Origin of the sequence: Dactylosporangium sp. NPDC000555 (assembly GCF_040300025.1) — a bacterium.
In the GTDB taxonomy this organism is placed as follows: Bacteria; Actinomycetota; Actinomycetes; order Mycobacteriales; family Micromonosporaceae; genus Dactylosporangium.
Window position 1 is genome coordinate 1 of sequence record NZ_JBEPDB010000115.1, and the last position, 15,400, is coordinate 15,400.

Below are 15,400 nucleotides of genomic sequence, written 5' to 3' on the forward strand. Positions count from 1 at the left end.
GAGCCTCCAGCACGGCCAGGGCCCGCTCGCGGCCGATCGCCGGGAGCGCGGCGGCGCCCGGGGTGAGGTCGCTTCACCCGCCGTCGCGTCACCGTGGCGGCCATGGGCGGTGGCGACCGCGGTGACGAGGACGCCGAGCGCGGGGTGCTCGCCGCGCTGCGCGGCGATCCCGGGCTGTGGCCGAACGACATCGCGGTCGCGGTCCGCCGTGGCGTGCTGACCCTGGCCGGCTGGGTCGACCACGACCGCAAGCGGCGGGCCGCCGTCGCCGCCGGGCATCGGGTGCCGGGCGTGCGGGCGGTCGTCGACGACGTGGAGGTGCGCCTGCCGGAGGTGCTGCCGCGCAGCGACGCCGAGATCGCCGCGGCGGTGCTGCGCGCGCTGGAGCCGGATGGGGCCGGGCCGCGGGTCGAGGTGACCGTGACCGCCGGGTGGATCACTCTCGGCGGCGGTCCGGCCACGGTGCCGCGGCGGCTGCGCGAGGCGACGCTGGTGTCGCGGCTGGCGGGCGTGCGGGGCGTGACCGATGTGCGGTGAGCCGGCGGGCGCCGATCCTGAGGCGACGCCGAACGCCCGGTGTGTTGACAGCGCCGCAGCTCGGGGACGGCGGCGGCGCCCGGTCGGGTTGAGGACCATCGCTCCGAGCGCCGCCAGGCCCCGCGGCCGGCGGGCCGTCCGCGTGTGAGATCGCGTCGCCTGATCCCACCATTGCAAGATACATGCTTTTGCCAATAACTTGCAACAAGCCCGATTCCGGCCCGGCCGTCGGCCCGCGTCGGCCGGATGGTGGTGGTGAACTGCGGGATCCGGCGCCCAGCGCCTGCAGTGCGCGGGGCTCTCCATGATCACGGAGCGAACGTGCTGGTCAGTGTGCATTTTCACTCCGTGATCACGGCGAACCTGATGACCGGTCGATGCGGGGTCGCAGGCGCGGTCAGCGCCGCCCGAACTCGGCTTTCTCGCGTGCCATGCCCGGCGAGGTGAACAATGCGTCCATGATGGATCAGTCACCGGCGGTCGGCGCGCTGCTCGAAACTCTCGACCATCCCATGAAGGACTCGGCCGGTCGCTTGCGCTCGGCGATCCTCGCATCCGACGAGGGCATCACCGAGCACGTGAAGTGGAACGCCCCGAGCTTCCGCTTCGCGGGCGAGGACCGTGTGACCTTCCGGTTCCATCCCAAGGGTCAACTGCAGCTGGTGTTCCACCGTGGAGCCAAGGTCCGCGGAGATCGTGACAGCTTCGTCTTCCTCGACGAGACCGGCCTGCTGCAATGGCCGGCGGCCGATCGCGGGGTGGTGACCCTCGCGTCCGCGGCTGACGCTGACGCGGCGCAGGACCGGATCGTGGAACTCGTCGGCCGGTGGATACGCACCTGACCACCGGATGCCTGTGCGCCCGGCCCGGCGGATGCTCGGCAACTCAGCGCAGTGCGAGCCAGGCGAGGCTCGCCAGGCCGGCGGCGATGCAGTAGATCGCGAACGGCCTCAGGGTGCGGTGCTCGAAGTACTTCGTCAGGAATCGCACCGCCAGGTAGGCGGCGACGAAGGAGGCCACGCTGCCGGCCAGCACCTGGCCGTGGATCCCGTTGCCCAGCGGGCCGAACAGATCGGGCAGCTTGAGCACGCCCGCGGCCAGGATGACCGGCGTGGCCAGCAGGAACGAGAACCGGGCGGCGTCCTCGTGTGAGAGGCCCTTGAGCAGGCCGGCGCCCATCGTCGCGCCCGAGCGGCTGATGCCCGGGAGCAGGGCCAGGACCTGGGCCGACCCGATCTGCACGGCCCGCCAGAAGGTGCCGGACGCCAGGCGCTCGTCCGGGTCGCCGGTGGTGCGGTCCGGTGCGGTCACGGCGGCGGCGCGGCTGCGCTGCCCGCCGCCCGTGGTGACCTCGGCCATCGCGGGGGCGAGCGCCACCGCGGCCTCCGCCTCGCGCTCCGCCCGGCGGCGCAGGCGCTCGGCGCCCAGCAGGACCACGCCGTTGAGGGCCAGGAACACGGCCGCGGGAGCGGGGCGGCCAAGGACCGCCCGGAAGGTGTGCTCGAGCAGCAGGCCGGTGATGCCGACCGGGATGGTCGCCACGATGATCATCCAGGCGAGGCGCTCCTCGGGGGTGGCGACCCGGCGGTAGCGGATCGAGGAGAAGAACCCACCGAGGATGCGCACCCAGTCGCGCCAGAAGAACAGCAGCAGGGCCAGGGCCGTGGCCACGTGCAGGCCGACGACGAACGCGAGGTACGGCGACTCGGGGGCCGAGACGTTCAGGTCGCGGGCCCACCGGCCGCCGATCAGGGCCGGGAGCAGGACGCTGTGGCCCAGGCTGGACACCGGGAACAGCTCGGTCACGCCCTGCAGGAGCCCGACGACGATCGCCTCGGGATAGGTCAGCTGGTGCATGGAGTGCAATCCTGGCGCGCCGATCCTGAGAGCAGCTTGAAGACCTGGTCGGGCCGGAGTTCGGGGGACGTTCAGGGGCCTCCCCGATGGCCCGCCGGGGGCCGTGGCGGCCATAGTTCGCTCACGGCCGGTGCAACGGGCCGCGCGGGGAGCGGGCGGTGTTCAGGACCACTTCAGTCCCGCAGCGCTAGCGTCTGGGGCATGAGAGGCGTCGTGGAACGGATCCGGAACCGGCTCGGGGTGCGGATGCGCTCCGCCCTGGCCGCCTCGGCCGTGGTCGCGGTCGCCTCCGTGCTCACCGGGGTCACCTTCGTCGTCGCGGCACGGTTCATCCTCACCGGCAACGTCGACCAGAACACCAGCGACCGCGCCGCGCAGATCGCCGGTGCGCTGGACGACGGCGACCGCGTGACGCTGCTGGCGGTCCTGAGCCCGTCGCCGCGCGACCGCACCATCGCGCAGGTCGTCGACACGACCGGGCGGGTGGTGGCGGCCTCGGCCGCGATCTCCGGCGCCGGGCCGATCTCGACGCTGCGGCCCCCGGCGGAGGCGACCCAGCAGGAGCAGCGGCGGCTGAGCGTGGCACACAACCAGTACTTCCGCATCACCGCCCTCGGTGTCACCACCGCCGCCGGGCCACGCACCATCCTGGTCGGGCAGTCCATCGACGAGATCGACGACGGCACCGAGGCCGCGATCGGCGCCCTGGCCGTCGGCCTGCCGCTGCTGACGCTCACCGTCGGCGTGGCCACGTTCCTGTTCGTCGGGCGGTCGCTGCGCCCCGTCGACGCGATGCGCCGCCAGGCCGAGACCATCACCGGCCGCAGCCTGCACAACCGGCTGCCGGTGCCGCAGACCGGCGACGAGATCGCGGCGCTGGCCACCACGATGAACACGATGCTCGACCGGATCGAGGCCGCCACCGCCGCGCAGCACCGGTTCGTCGCCGACGCCTCGCACGAGCTGCGCAGCCCGCTGTCCACCATCCATGCCGGCCTCGACCTGCTCGACGCCGCCGACCTGCCGCCCGCGGCCGGCGCCCACGTGACCCGCATGCACCGCGAGAGCGAGCGCATGGCCCGCCTCATCTCCGACCTGCTGCTGCTCGCCCGGGTCGACGAGAAGGGGCTGCAGTTGCGCGCCGAGGACGTCGACCTCGACGACCTGGTGTACGCCGAACGCGATCGCCTCACCGCCGAGCGCCCTGATCTGCGCGTCACCGTGCACGTCGTGCCGGTGCGGGTCAGCGGCGACGCGCACCGCCTCCAGCGCGTCCTGCGCAACCTGTTGGACAACGCGGCCCGTCACGCGAGGCGGGCGGTCGAGCTGACGCTGCGTTCGGACGGCGGTACCGCTGAGCTGACCGTCGCCGACGACGGCCCGGGCGTCCCGGCGCAGCAGCGGCAACGCGTCTTCGACCGGTTCGTCCGCCTCGACGACGACCGCTCGCGCACCGCGGGCGGCACCGGCCTGGGTCTGGCGATCGCCCGCGACATCGTGACCGCCCACGGCGGCACCCTGACGGTCGAGGACGCCCCCTCCGGCGGCGCCCTGCTGCGCCTGCGCGTGCCCGAGTGACCGGCGGGTCGCGTTCAGGGTTCCTTCAGCGCTTTGCCCCTAGGGTCCCGGTTCATGGGCAGCGCCTCCCTCCGTGCCGTTGCCGGCATCGCCGCCCTCCTCGGGCTCGCCGGCTGCGGCGGGGCCGGCGGCGACACCGGCGGCATCCCCGGCAACAAGGGGTTCGTCGAATACCGGCCAGCCGGCGAGGAGTACGCCATCAAGGTCCCCGAGGGCTGGACGCGCACCGAGATCGGCGACACCGCCACGTTCACCGACAGGCTCAACACCATCACCGTGACCCTCGCCAGCAGCGCCGCCGCGCCGACCACCGCCGACGGCACCGCCGAGCTGGACGCCCTGGCCGGCGGGACGCCCGGCTTCGCCGCCGGCCCGGTGTCCACCGTCCAGCGCCGCGGCGGCACCGCCCTGCTGGTCACCTACCGCGCCGACGCCCCCGCGGACCCGGTCACCGGCAGGATCGTCAACGACGACGTCGAGCGGTACGAGTTCTGGTACGACCGGCAGCTGCTCATCGTCACGCTCGCCGGCCCGTACGGCTCCGACAACGTCGACCCGTGGCGGACCGTCACCGACTCGGTGCGGTGGCTGGACTGACGGTGCGCCGAGTGGGCGCGCGGATGCCGGCGCCGGCCGTCAGCCGGCCAGCCGGACAGGCTCGTCGGTGACCGCCTGGATGTCGGCCGCCGCCGTCAGCAGGAGCTGGTGGCCGAGGTCGGACAGGGCCCGGGCCGCGGCGAGCTCGTCGCCGATCTCCGGGATGTTGTCGTCCGCCGGGTGCAGGTGCGCGTCCCCGGCGCCCGTGACGAGCGTGTCGTCCTCGGCGCTCAGGCGCGCCTCCGCGTGGGTCTGGCCGTCGTGCTCGCCAATGACGATGTCGACCGTCCAATGTTTGCTTGCCGTCATGGCCGTGCTCTCCCCTCTGTCCGTGTGTGGGCGTCCAGCTGCCCCGGAGGCCTACCGCTCCTCGTCGAACGCCCTCAGCGCCTCCTCGAGTCCCTGCCGTGACCGCTCGGCCGGCGAGGCCAGCCCCTCCACGCCGGGCACGTCCGCGACGCGCGGCCCGATCTTCGTGAGCAGGGTCGCGGCGGCCAGCGCGACCCGGCCGGCGTCGGCGAGGTCGTCCTCGCCCAGCAGCATCTTGATCTCGCCGCCGAGTACCGGCAGGGTGTCCTCATCGGTGACGGCGGGCAGGTGGCCGGCGAGGTCCTTGGGGTACGGCATGCGCTCCCGCAGCTCCCGCAGCACCGCGACCACGGCCAGCCGGTCGCCGAAGCGGTCCAGCAGCGCGACCAGCCCGAGGACTCGGGCGATCAGCCGCGGGCGGCCCGGGAACCGGTCCAGCCAGGCCAGCAGCTCCTCGTCGCCGCCCACGTGCTGCATGACCCGCCGCAGCGCGGAGGCGATCGGGGTCGACGGCGGCTCGGGCTGGCCGATCAGCGCCGCGATCTGGTCGGCGAGCGCCGCCTGGCCCGCGTCGTCGAGCCGTCCGGCCACGAACTCGTGCACAGCCCCCAGGGCGACGCCTTCCACGGTGACCGGGTCCTGCCGGCGCCGGGCGGGACGGCGCAAAATATCCACCTCACACCCCTACCCGGTCCCCGCGACGCCAAACGACCTACACTCGCGCCCATGAGTCTGCCGCACCGGCTGACGATCCTGCGCGCCATGCAGCGCGAGGCCGAGGTCGGCGAGCAGACCCTGGCGCCCAACAGCTATCTCGTCCTCGTCGCCGCGGCCGACCACCAGCACCTGAGCTCATACGCGCCGGCGCTGGCCCGCTCCCAGGCCGAGTGGCTCGCCGCGCAGGGCTGGGGCGTCGCCGACGAGGTGGTCGTCGACCTGCGGCCCGACGAGGACGTGCCGGCGGGGCAGTTCCGGGTCGTCGCCGACGTGCGCAAGGCCCGGACCCGACGCGGCGACGAGGCCGGCCGGGGCATCGGGCTGCTCGTCGGGGACGGCCGGCGGTACACGCTGCAGGCCGGCGCCACCGTGATCGGCCGCGGCCGATCGGCGGACCTGCGCCTGCGCGACGAGGGGGTCTCGCGGCGGCACGCTCGCCTGCAGTACGACGGGCGGGCCCTGACGGTCACCGACCTCGGCTCGACCAACGGCACGACGGTGAACGACCGCCCGGTGCGTGCGGCCGTCCGGGTGTCGCCCGGCGACACGATCCGGGTCGGGCCGGTCACCCTGACCGTGCGGACCGAGCGCTGAGCCGCGGTGGACCGCGACCGAGCGCAGGTGTTCACATCGGCATGATCCGGCATGCGGCGGGAAGGGCGGCACCATGGCTGAATTGCAGACCGTGACCGATGCCCGGCAGGCTCTCGGCCCGACCGGCGTGTGGCTCGGCGCCCTTGCGCGCGAGCCGGCCGCGAACCAGCGTGCGGCGGTGGCCCGGATCGAGCAGCTGGGCTACGGCTCGCTGTGGGAGGGTGAGGGGGTCGGCCGCAACGACATCTTCGCGCAGGAAGCGGTGTGGCTGGGTGCCACGTCCCGGATCGTGGCCGGCGCCGGGATCGCCAACATCTGGGCCCGGCACCCGGCGACCGCCCGGGCCGCCGCGGCCGCGCTCGCCGACGCGTGGCCGGGCCGGTTCGTCCTGGGCCTCGGCGTGAGCCACGCCCCGATGGTGGATCGCACCGGGCAGACCTACCAGCGGCCGCTGGAGCGCATGCGCGAGTACCTCGACGGCATGGACGGCGCGCCGGACGCACCACCGGCGACGGCGCCACGGGTCCTGGCCGCGCTGCGCCCGCGGATGCTGACGCTGGCCCGGGACCGCACCGACGGCGCGCACACGTACTTCGTGCCGCCCGAGCACACCGCGCAGGCCCGCGCCGTGCTCGGCCCCGACCGGCTGCTCATCCCGGAGCAGGCGGTCGTCGTGGAGGCGAGCCCCGCCGTCGCCCGCGAGACCGCCAGACGGCACACCGCCGGCTACCTGGCCCTGCCCAACTACGTGAACAACCTCAAGCGGCTCGGCTTCACCGACGAGGACGTGGCCGGCGCCGGCAGCGACCACCTGGTGGACTCGATCGTGGCGTGGGGCGAGCCGGCGCAGATCGTGCAGCGGCTGCACGCCCACCGCGAGGCCGGCGCGGACCACGTCCTGATCCAGCCCCTGGGCGCCGACGTCAAGGACGCGCTGGGACAACTGGAGGAGCTGGCCCCGTTGCTCACAGGCCCAGCTCATTGAAGAGGTACAGCCAGATCTCGCTGCGCGTCGGGAACGCCGGGGTCGCGTGCCGCAGGCGCCCCAGCGGCACCTCGCCCACCACCGCGATCGTCGCCGCCTGCAGGAAGTCGGCGACCTCCGAGCCGGTGACGGTGGCCCCGACGAGCACCTGGCGCACCTCGTCGATCAGGAACCGGCTCGTACCGCGGGCGCCGCGGCCGTAGTACGAGCCGCCCGCGTTGCCGGAGGTCGGCACGTCCACGACCCGCACCTTCAGCCCGGCGGCCGCGGCCGTGGCCGTGGTGTGCCCGACCGCCGCCACCTGCGGATCGGTGAAGATCACCCGCGGGGCGCCCGTGCCGTCGGCGAGGTGCGTCGCCGCCATCGGCCGGCCGAGGATGTGCCCGGAGGCGAGCGCCGCCTGGTACTTCGCCATGTGCGTGAACAGCGCCCGGCCGTTGAGGTCGCCGATCACGTACAGCCAGTCCTTGCCGGGGACGCGGGTGTGCTCGTCGACCTTGATGTACCCGCCGGGGGAGAGCCCCACCGTCTCCAGCCCCAGCTCGCCGGTGTCCGCCACCCGTCCGGTCGCCACCAGCAGCTCGTCGCCGGCCGCGGTCTCGCCGTCGCCGAGCGTGACGACCACCGCGTCGCCGTCGCGGTGCACCGAGGTCGCGTTCCGCGCGGTGCGGATGTCCACGCCCTGCTCCGCGAGGGACTCGGTCACCTGCTCGCAGGCGAACTCCTCCTCCCGCGGCAGCAGCCGCCGCTCGCCCTCGATGAGCGTCACCTGGGTGCCGAGGGAGACGTACGCCTGGCTCATCTCCACCCCGACCACGCCGCCGCCGATCACGACCAGCCGCCCGGGCAGCGTCCGCGCGGTGGTGGCCTCCCGGTTGGTCCACGGCGAGGCCCCGGCGAGCCCCGAGATCGGCGGCATCGCGGGCGACGTGCCGCCGGCGAGGATGACCGCCCGCCGAGCCTCGAGCACGTCGTCGCCGACCACCACCCGGCGTTCGCCGTCCAGCCGGCCGTGCCCGCGGAACAGGGCGATGCCGCGCTCCTCGAGCCACGGCAGCTGCCCGCTGTCGTCGAGCCCGTTGATCAGCTCGTCGCGGCGGCGCAGCACCGCCGCCGTGTCCAGCGGCCCGGTGACCGCCTCCGCCACACCCGGGACCCGGCGCGCCTCGGTCAGCAGCTCGCCGGGGCGCAGCAGCGCCTTCGACGGTATGCACGCCCAGAACGAGCACTCGCCGCCGACCTTGCGGTCCTCCACGATCGCCACGGCGAGGCCGGCGTCGGCGAGCCGCCCGGCCGCGACCTCGCCTCCGGGCCCGGCGCCGACCACCACGACGTCGAAGCTGCGCTGCTGCATCACGGGACATCCCTTCGCATCGGGCGAACCTCGCACCGTACGTCTGTATGCCCGGCCGGGTGCCCGACCCATCGCGCCGGTGCGACAGCCACCCCGGTCTTCGCCACCGGTGCACGCCGGCCGCTCACGTTTCGCGGTTGCGCGGGCGCGGAACAATGCACGGTGAGACGTCCCCTGCAGGAGGAGGTATCCGGTGCACATCCAGGACTACGTGGCCGCCATCGTCTTCGGCGCCGTCATCGGGATCGCGGCGCGGATCCTGCTGCCCGGCCGCCAGCCGATCGGGCTGATCCTCACGGTCCTCATCGGGATGGGCGCCGCCGTGGCCGGCACCTGGGCCGCGGACCGCTGGGACCTGCACAGCGACAAGTACCTGGTCGTGCGCGGCCACGAGTACGACTGGCTCGTCATCGGCGTGCAGGTCGGCATCGCCGTGGTGGGTGTGGCGATCGCCGCGCTGCTGGCGAAGGCGTTCTCCGACGACGACCGCTACGAGCGCCACCGCCACTGACCCCGCCGGCCCCGCGGACCGGACGGCGACCGGGATCAGGCGTGGGCGTCCGGCCGGATGACCTGGGCCACCGCCGAGGCCATCCGGATCGACCCGATGCCGGTCGGGTGGAAGGGGTCGGTGCCCGCCAGCCCCTGCAGGTCGGCGCCCAGCCGGTCGCCGCCGTCCGTGCACAGCGGGGCCAGCCGCGGGGTGGCGACGCTGAACCCGTACTTGCGCGCCCCGCTGGCGAGCACGTCGTTGAGCCCCTTGTTGCGGCTGGCCAGCAGGGTGATGTTGGCCGGGTTGAGCCCGGCGACGCCGGCCGGGCCCCGCGCGTCGGCGCAGTTCGCGTCCGGGTTGAACACGTCGTAGGAGGTCACGACGATGATCTGCGGGCGGCCGGGCAGGTCGTTGAGGCTGTGCAGCAGGTCGCCGTAGTCCCGGTCGAAGTCGGCCAGCCGGTAGCCGAACTCGCCCTGGGTGAACTTGTCCTGGCAGTCGGACACGGCGTAGCAGTACCGCAGGAAGTCGCTCCAGTACAGGTCGTTCGGGCCGATCACGACCGCGACGTACTTCAGCCCCTGCACCTGCTGCAGCACCCCGACCTGGGCGGGCAGGGTGCGGCCGTCCTGGACCTGCGGGCCGAGCAGGCCGCGCGGGATGGAGGCGCCGGAGCAGGCCAGGTTGAGCACCCGCTGGCCGCGAAGGTTGCCGAGCTCGGTGGCGAGGGAGTCGGCGCTGCGGCCGCAGGCGGTGTCGTCCTCGGTGGCGCCCGGGACCGCGCCGCCGCCGAGCCGGGCCGCGCGCGAGTCCCCGATCACCGCGCCGGTGTAGCCGGTGACCTTCGGGCCCACGGCCAGCGGCGGCAGGCGGTCGGCGCCGACGAGGTCGGACAGCGACCGCACGCCCTGCAGGCCCTGCACCGTGCCGGCGTACGCCAGCGTCCCCGCACCGGCCCAGCCCAGCATGGTGACCGCGACGGCGAGGAACGCCATGCGGCGGAACTGCCCCGCGCCGCGCTGCCACACCTCCGCGACCGTGAGCTGCCGGTGCACCGCCCGGCTCTGCCGGCGCAGGACGGCCAGGATGCGGACGTACGCGACGACCGCGGTCGCGCCGAGGGTGATCGCGAGCAGGCCGAGCGTCGCCCAGCCGTACCACCGCAGGAACCCGGCGCCGAGCGCGGACACCGCCGCCCCGCGCGTGTGGGAGGCCGACGCCGGGTCGACCGCGGCGGCGGCCGCCTCGTTGCGCTGGATCGGCCCGAGCGTCACCTGCGGCCGCAGCGGCCCGTAGACCTCCAGCGGCGCGATGTCGAGCCGCGTGTTGCCGATCTGCACCAGCCGGGCCGGCCCGGAGACCGAGAGGCTGGGGCCGCGCGCACCCACCGACAGGTTCTGGCCGGCGATCGTCAGATCCTGGGGCGGGGTCAGCCCGATGGCGGCGGGAATGCCGGCGAACAGGCAGAACGCCAGCAGCAACACCGTCGGCAGCGAACGCACCTCGCGCAGCAGGGCCCGCGGCCCGCGCTCGCGCGATGATCTGATCTGTGTCACGGCTCCTCAGCACTCCGTCGGCGGCAATCACAGCGCTCGCGGGCACCTGCGGCCGGGAGCCGCCCCCGCTGGGCTGCAAATGTACCCGGCCGCGGCGGACCGGCCGGGTGGCCGACGGCAGGGCGCCGGGCAGCGGCCAGGCGCCGGCCAGGCCAATCACTCAGGGCCGGTTACGCAGGCCGGTCACTCAGATGCGGGAACCACCATGACGGGGCGGTGGCCGCGATGCAGCGTCGCCTTGGCCACGCTGCCGAGCAGGAGCTCGCGGGTCGCCGAGCGGCCGCGGGAGCCGATGACGAGGACGGCGGCCCCGTTCGTGCGGGCGCACGCCCCGAGCGACTCGGCCACGGTGCGCGCGCGGATGTGATGGCCCTGCTCCCGCGGCTCGGCGGCGGGCGGTGTGGCCGCCGCGTCGGGCGCGTCCGGCACGACCGTCGCCACGCCGTCGGGGCCGACCGTCGCGGCGATCACCGGACGGCCGGCGAACAGTTCGCGGGTGCGGTGCAACGCCAGCGCCGCGTGCGGCGAGCCGTCCCAGCCGACCAGCGCGGGGCCCTGGGCGAGGGCGGTGTACTCCTCCAGCAGCAGCGGGTGGGGCACGACGATGACCGGGCGGGAGCTGTAGTGCACGACCATGTCGGACACGCTGCCGAGCAGGGCCCGCCCGGCGTGCAGGCCGCGGGAGCCGACCAGGATGACGTCGGCGTCGGTCTCGTCGGCGATCCGCGCGAGCTGGACGCCCTCGCCGCCGTACGTGCGCCGGGCGAGGTGCTCGGCGCTCCAGCCCGCGGCCACGGCCAGCTTGACCCCGACCTCGGCCAGCCGTTCGGCCTCGCGACCGCCCTCGCGCTCGACCGCCTCCACGAACGTCTCGATGTCGCGCCTGCCGGTCCACAACCTCCGCCGCAGGCCCGCGTCCGCATACGGCGGGCTCCACAGGTGGGCGACGATGGCGTGCGCGCCGGGCAGCAGCAGCGCGCCGGCTTCGATGGCGGTGCTCGCCGCCGGTGAGCCGTCGTATCCGACCAGCAGCCGGAGGCCGTTCGAGGTTCTCATGATGGTCGTGACCCTACCCGGGCCCCGGGCGTCAAACCCAGGGCGCCGCCGGGTGCGCGACCGGCGGGGCTCGCCGCCGAGGCAGAATCGAACGGTGACGAGCATGGTGCGGGTGGATCTGGGCGAGGTCGGCTACACGGAGGCGATCGAGGCGATGCGCGGCTGGGTCGCCGAGCGGCAGGCCGGCACCGCGCCCGACCGCCTGTTCCTGCTCACCCACCCGCCGGTCGTCACGTACGGCCGGCACACGCCGCCGGAGGACCTGCCGCCGGACGGGTCGCTGCAGACCGTCGAGGTCGACCGGGGCGGGCACGCGACCTATCACGGGCCCGGGCAGCTCGTCGGCTACCTGATCGTGAACCTGCGCGAACGGGGGCCCGGCGACGTCGTCCGCCGGCTCGAGCTCGGCCTCATCGCGGCCCTCGCCGACCTGGGTTTCGCGACGGTACGCCGGGACACCCCCAAGGGCGCCGACAGCCTCGTCGGCGTGTGGACGCCGCGGCACCACAAGCTCGTGTCGATCGGGATGCGCATCCGCGGCGGCGTGACCAGCCACGGGTTCGCGCTCAACATCGATCCGGATCTTGGCGTGTACGAACGGTTCACCGCGTGCCGGCTCCCGGGCGTCACGATGACGTCGCTGCGGCGGATGGCGGAGGCGGCGGGGGTCGCCACGCCCACGGAGGCGGCCGTCCGTGACGCGGTCGCCCGGCGCCTCGGCGCGGTGTCCGGCTGACACCGGAGGTTTCGCCCCGGTGGTTTGCCTCAAGGCGGCCGGGGACCCGCCGATGGCCGGGGTAGCGACCCGCACCGCGGCGGCACCCGAGGAGCAACCGTGCCCGAACCCACCGGCCTCGTCAACGACCAGTCCACGCCGGCGCTGACCGCCGCGGCGTTCGCCCTGCTGCTGCAGGAGCGGCTGGTGCTGACCCTCAACGCGAAGAACGGCACCATCGCGGCGGTCAACGAGCGGGTGCTGGAGACGACCGACATCCCGCTGGACGAGGTCGTCGGCAAGCGCCTGGAGGACCTCTGGCACCTGCAGTCGCAGGCGGTGGACCAGTTGCTGGACGCCGGCCGCGCGCGGCAGTTCGTCGAGCAGGTCAACTCGATCGTCGACAGCGGCGGGCGGCAGCGGTGGCTGCGGTTCAACTGCGGCCCGGTCGGTGGCGGCGTTCGGGAGCCCGACACGGTCCTGGTCACGGCGTACGACATCACCAACGACCGGCGGCTGCTGGCCGAGCTGCGCGGCAAGTACGCGGCGGTGGACCGCACGCAGGCGGTCGCCGAGTTCGACCTGGGCGGGGAGATCCTCGGCGCGAACGAGAACTTCCTGCGGATGACCGGGTACGCGCTGGGCGACATCGTCGGGCAGCACCACCGGATGTTCGTCGAGGAGACCTACGCCGGCGGCGCGCAGTACGCGGACTTCTGGGCCCGGCTCGGCCGCGGCGAGGTGGAGAGCGGGGAGTACAAGCGGATCGGCCGGGGCGGGCGTGAGGTGTGGCTGCGCGCCACCTACAACCCGGTCTTCGACCTGGAGGGCCGGCCGTACAAGGTCGTGATGTACGCGCTGGACGTCACCGAGTCCAAGCACCACAACGCGGAGTTCGAGGGCAAGGCGGCGGCGATCGACCGGGCGCAGGCGGTCATCGAGTTCGAGCTCGACGGCACGATCCGCGCGGTGAACCGCAACTTCCTGGACGTGATCGGCTACGAGGAAAGCGAGCTCGTCGGTCAGCACCACAGGATGCTGGTCGCCGAGGACGAGGCGCGCGGCAACGCCTACCGGGGGTTCTGGCAGCGGCTGGCGAAGGGGCAGTTCGAAAGCGGGGAGTACAAGCGGCTGGGCAAGGACGGGCGGGAGGTGTGGCTGCAGGCCAGCTACAACCCGATCTTCGACCTGGACGGGCGGCCGTACAAGGTGGTGAAGTACGCCACCGACATCACCGAGTCCAAGCACCGCAACGCGGAGTTCGAGGGCAAGGCGGCGGCGGTCGACCGGGCGCAGGCGGTCGTGGAGTTCGACCTGGAGGGCATGATCCTGGGCGCCAATCGCAACTTCCTCGAGGTGATGGGGTACGGCAGTCCCGAGGAGCTCAAGGGCAGGCACCACCGGATCTTCGTCGAACCGCAGTACGCGGCAGGTGACGAGTACCGGGAGTTCTGGCAGCGGCTGGGGCGCGGGGAGTTCGAGACCGGCGAGTACAAGCGGTTCGGCCGGGGCGGGCGGGAGGTGTGGCTGCAGGCCAGCTACAACCCGATCTTCGATCTGGAGGGCCGGCCGTACAAGGTGGTGAAGTACGCCACCGACGTGACCGAGGCGAAGAAGCGCAACGCGGAGTTCGAGGGCAAGGTGGCGGCGATCTCGCGGGCGCAGGCGGTCATCGAGTTCGACACGCAGGGCACGGTGCTGGAGGCGAACCGGAACTTCCTGGACCTGATGGGATACGGCATCGACGAGGTGCGCGGCAAGCACCACCGGATGTTCGTCGATGCGCAGGAGGCGGCCGCGGAGCACTACGAGGACTTCTGGCAGCGGCTGCGCCGGGGCGAGTTCGACGCGGGGGAGTACAAGCGGATCGGCAAGGACGGCCGCGAGGTGTGGATCCGGGCGACGTACAACCCGATCCTCGACCTGGAGGGCCGGCCCTACAAGATCGTGAAGTTCGCCGCGGACGTGACGCAGGCCAAGCTGCGCAACGCCGAGTTCGAGGGCAAGGTGGCGGCGATCAACCGCGGGCAGTCGGTCATCGAGTTCGACATCGAGGGCAACGTGCTCAGCTCCAACGACAACTTCCTGCGCACCATGGGCTACACCATGCGGGAGATCCTGGCGCAGCACCACAGCATGTTCTGCACCCACGACTACGTCACGTCGCGGGAGTACCGCGACTTCTGGCTCCGGCTCAGCCGCGGCGAGGTCGTCAGCGGGAGGTTCCACCGGATCGGCAAGTACGGGCGCGACGTCCACCTGCAGGCGACGTACAACCCCATCCTCGACCTCAAGGGCGCCCCGACGAAGATCGTCACGTTTGCCGTCGACGTGACCGAGCAGGTGGCCCTGGAGCAGCGGCTGAACACGAAGACCCGGGACATGGGCCGGGCCATCGACGAACTCAGCGTCTCCATCGCGGCGATCGTCGGCAACGCCGGGCAGGCCAGCGAGCTGGCGGGGGAGACGCAGACCAACGCCAAGCGGGGCTTCGAGGAGCTGCGCAAGTCCATCGAGGCGATCGAGCTCATGGAGCGCTCCTCGGACCAGATCGCCGCGATCGTCCAGGTGATCGGCGAGATCGCCAGCCAGACCAACCTGCTGGCGTTCAACGCCTCGATCGAGGCGGCCCGCGCCGGTGAGCACGGCGTCGGCTTCTCCGTGGTGGCCGGGGAGGTGCGCAAGCTCGCCGAGCGCTCCTCGGACTCGGCGCGCGAGATCAGCCGGCTCATCCAGGAGTCGGCCACCCGGATCAACCAGGGCTCGCAGGTGGCGCAGCGGGCGCAGGACGCGTTCGAGGTGATCCTGCGCAGCGTCGGTAAGACCGCCGAGTCGATCCACCACATCGTCACCCAGACGCACACCCAGCAGGAGGCCTCGCACACGGTCAACGCGCTCATCGGCGAGCTGGTCGGCGCCACCCCCGCCGGCGGCGGCCCGGGCGCGACCGGATGAGCGGTTCGGCATGAGTGGTCCGGAGCGGAGCGGAGGGGCCGCTCATCGGGGGTGCGGGTTTCAGTCATGCCGCCGCCGGAGCGAAGCGGAGGGTTCG

The 15,400-nt window shown here is 73.4% G+C and carries 15 protein-coding genes; 9 read left to right on the forward strand and 6 right to left on the reverse strand.

Translation table 11 applies throughout. From position 1 onward, the window contains the following. Positions 1-102: 102 nt before the first annotated feature. Positions 103-537, forward strand: a complete 435-nt coding sequence (locus ABT297_RS39190) for a BON domain-containing protein (RefSeq protein WP_350557848.1) — start codon at positions 103-105, stop codon at positions 535-537. Between the two features lie 458 nt (positions 538-995). Further along, positions 996-1,379, forward strand: a complete 384-nt coding sequence (locus ABT297_RS39195) for a DUF1801 domain-containing protein (protein WP_350557850.1) — start codon at positions 996-998, stop codon at positions 1,377-1,379. A gap of 43 nt (positions 1,380-1,422) precedes the next feature. On the opposite strand, the gene ABT297_RS39200 is transcribed toward ABT297_RS39195, so the two are convergent. After that, the gene (locus tag ABT297_RS39200; RefSeq protein WP_350557852.1) at positions 1,423-2,394 is read right to left on the reverse strand and encodes an undecaprenyl-diphosphate phosphatase; all 972 of its coding nucleotides are present in this window, start codon (positions 2,392-2,394) and stop codon (positions 1,423-1,425) included. Positions 2,395-2,595: 201 nt separating this feature from the next. On the opposite strand from ABT297_RS39200, the gene ABT297_RS39205 reads away from it, so the two are divergent. Next, positions 2,596-3,972 (forward strand): sensor histidine kinase, encoded by a 1,377-nt coding sequence (locus tag ABT297_RS39205; RefSeq protein WP_350557854.1) that lies wholly within the window; start codon positions 2,596-2,598, stop codon positions 3,970-3,972. Positions 3,973-4,026: 54 nt separating this feature from the next. Further along, the gene (locus tag ABT297_RS39210; protein ID WP_350557856.1) at positions 4,027-4,569 is read left to right on the forward strand and encodes a hypothetical protein; all 543 of its coding nucleotides are present in this window, start codon (positions 4,027-4,029) and stop codon (positions 4,567-4,569) included. A 39-nt stretch (positions 4,570-4,608) separates the two neighbouring features. Here ABT297_RS39210 and ABT297_RS39215 read toward each other — a convergent pair whose 3' ends face one another. Both ABT297_RS39215 and ABT297_RS39220 read right to left on the reverse strand, forming a co-directional pair. Further along, on the reverse strand, positions 4,609-4,878 hold the full coding sequence (locus ABT297_RS39215) for a DUF1876 domain-containing protein (protein ID WP_350557858.1): 270 nt from the start codon (positions 4,876-4,878) through the stop codon (positions 4,609-4,611). Between the two features lie 51 nt (positions 4,879-4,929). Beyond that, complete coding sequence (locus tag ABT297_RS39220; RefSeq protein ID WP_350557860.1) at positions 4,930-5,544, reverse strand: hypothetical protein; 615 nt, start codon at positions 5,542-5,544, stop codon at positions 4,930-4,932. 60 nt (positions 5,545-5,604) lie between these two features. Here ABT297_RS39220 and ABT297_RS39225 point away from each other — a divergent pair, with 60 nt between their 5' ends. Further along, complete coding sequence (locus ABT297_RS39225; protein ID WP_350557862.1) at positions 5,605-6,189, forward strand: FhaA domain-containing protein; 585 nt, start codon at positions 5,605-5,607, stop codon at positions 6,187-6,189. 73 nt (positions 6,190-6,262) lie between these two features. Then, positions 6,263-7,174, forward strand: coding sequence for a TIGR03620 family F420-dependent LLM class oxidoreductase (locus ABT297_RS39230; RefSeq protein ID WP_350557864.1), 912 nt, complete (start codon positions 6,263-6,265; stop codon positions 7,172-7,174). Here ABT297_RS39230 and ABT297_RS39235 read toward each other — a convergent pair. Beyond that, positions 7,155-8,528, reverse strand: coding sequence for a dihydrolipoyl dehydrogenase family protein (locus tag ABT297_RS39235; RefSeq protein ID WP_350557893.1), 1,374 nt, complete (start codon positions 8,526-8,528; stop codon positions 7,155-7,157). The two genes, ABT297_RS39230 and ABT297_RS39235, sit on opposite strands and share 20 nt — an antisense overlap. Positions 8,529-8,721: 193 nt before the next feature. On the opposite strand from ABT297_RS39235, the gene ABT297_RS39240 reads away from it, so the two are divergent. After that, positions 8,722-9,039 carry a GlsB/YeaQ/YmgE family stress response membrane protein gene (locus ABT297_RS39240; protein ID WP_350557866.1) on the forward strand — a complete coding sequence of 106 codons (318 nt, stop codon included), beginning with the start codon at positions 8,722-8,724 and terminating at the stop codon, positions 9,037-9,039. A gap of 35 nt (positions 9,040-9,074) precedes the next feature. Here the strand turns inward: ABT297_RS39240 and ABT297_RS39245 are convergent, their stop codons facing one another. Both ABT297_RS39245 and ABT297_RS39250 read right to left on the reverse strand, forming a co-directional pair. Further along, positions 9,075-10,577, reverse strand: a complete 1,503-nt coding sequence (locus ABT297_RS39245) for an SGNH/GDSL hydrolase family protein (RefSeq protein WP_350557868.1) — start codon at positions 10,575-10,577, stop codon at positions 9,075-9,077. 183 nt (positions 10,578-10,760) lie between these two features. Continuing rightward, entirely contained in the window at positions 10,761-11,633 is an 873-nt protein-coding gene (locus ABT297_RS39250) for a universal stress protein (RefSeq protein ID WP_350557870.1), read from the reverse strand. A 103-nt stretch (positions 11,634-11,736) separates the two neighbouring features. On the opposite strand from ABT297_RS39250, the gene lipB reads away from it, so the two are divergent. Both lipB and ABT297_RS39260 read left to right on the forward strand, forming a co-directional pair. Next, on the forward strand, positions 11,737-12,369 hold the full coding sequence (lipB, locus tag ABT297_RS39255) for a lipoyl(octanoyl) transferase LipB (RefSeq protein WP_350557896.1): 633 nt from the start codon (positions 11,737-11,739) through the stop codon (positions 12,367-12,369). Positions 12,370-12,468: 99 nt separating this feature from the next. After that, a complete protein-coding gene (locus tag ABT297_RS39260) occupies positions 12,469-15,303 on the forward strand; it encodes a PAS domain S-box protein (protein ID WP_350557872.1) in 2,835 nt (944 codons plus the stop codon). The last annotated feature ends 97 nt before the right edge of the window (positions 15,304-15,400 follow it).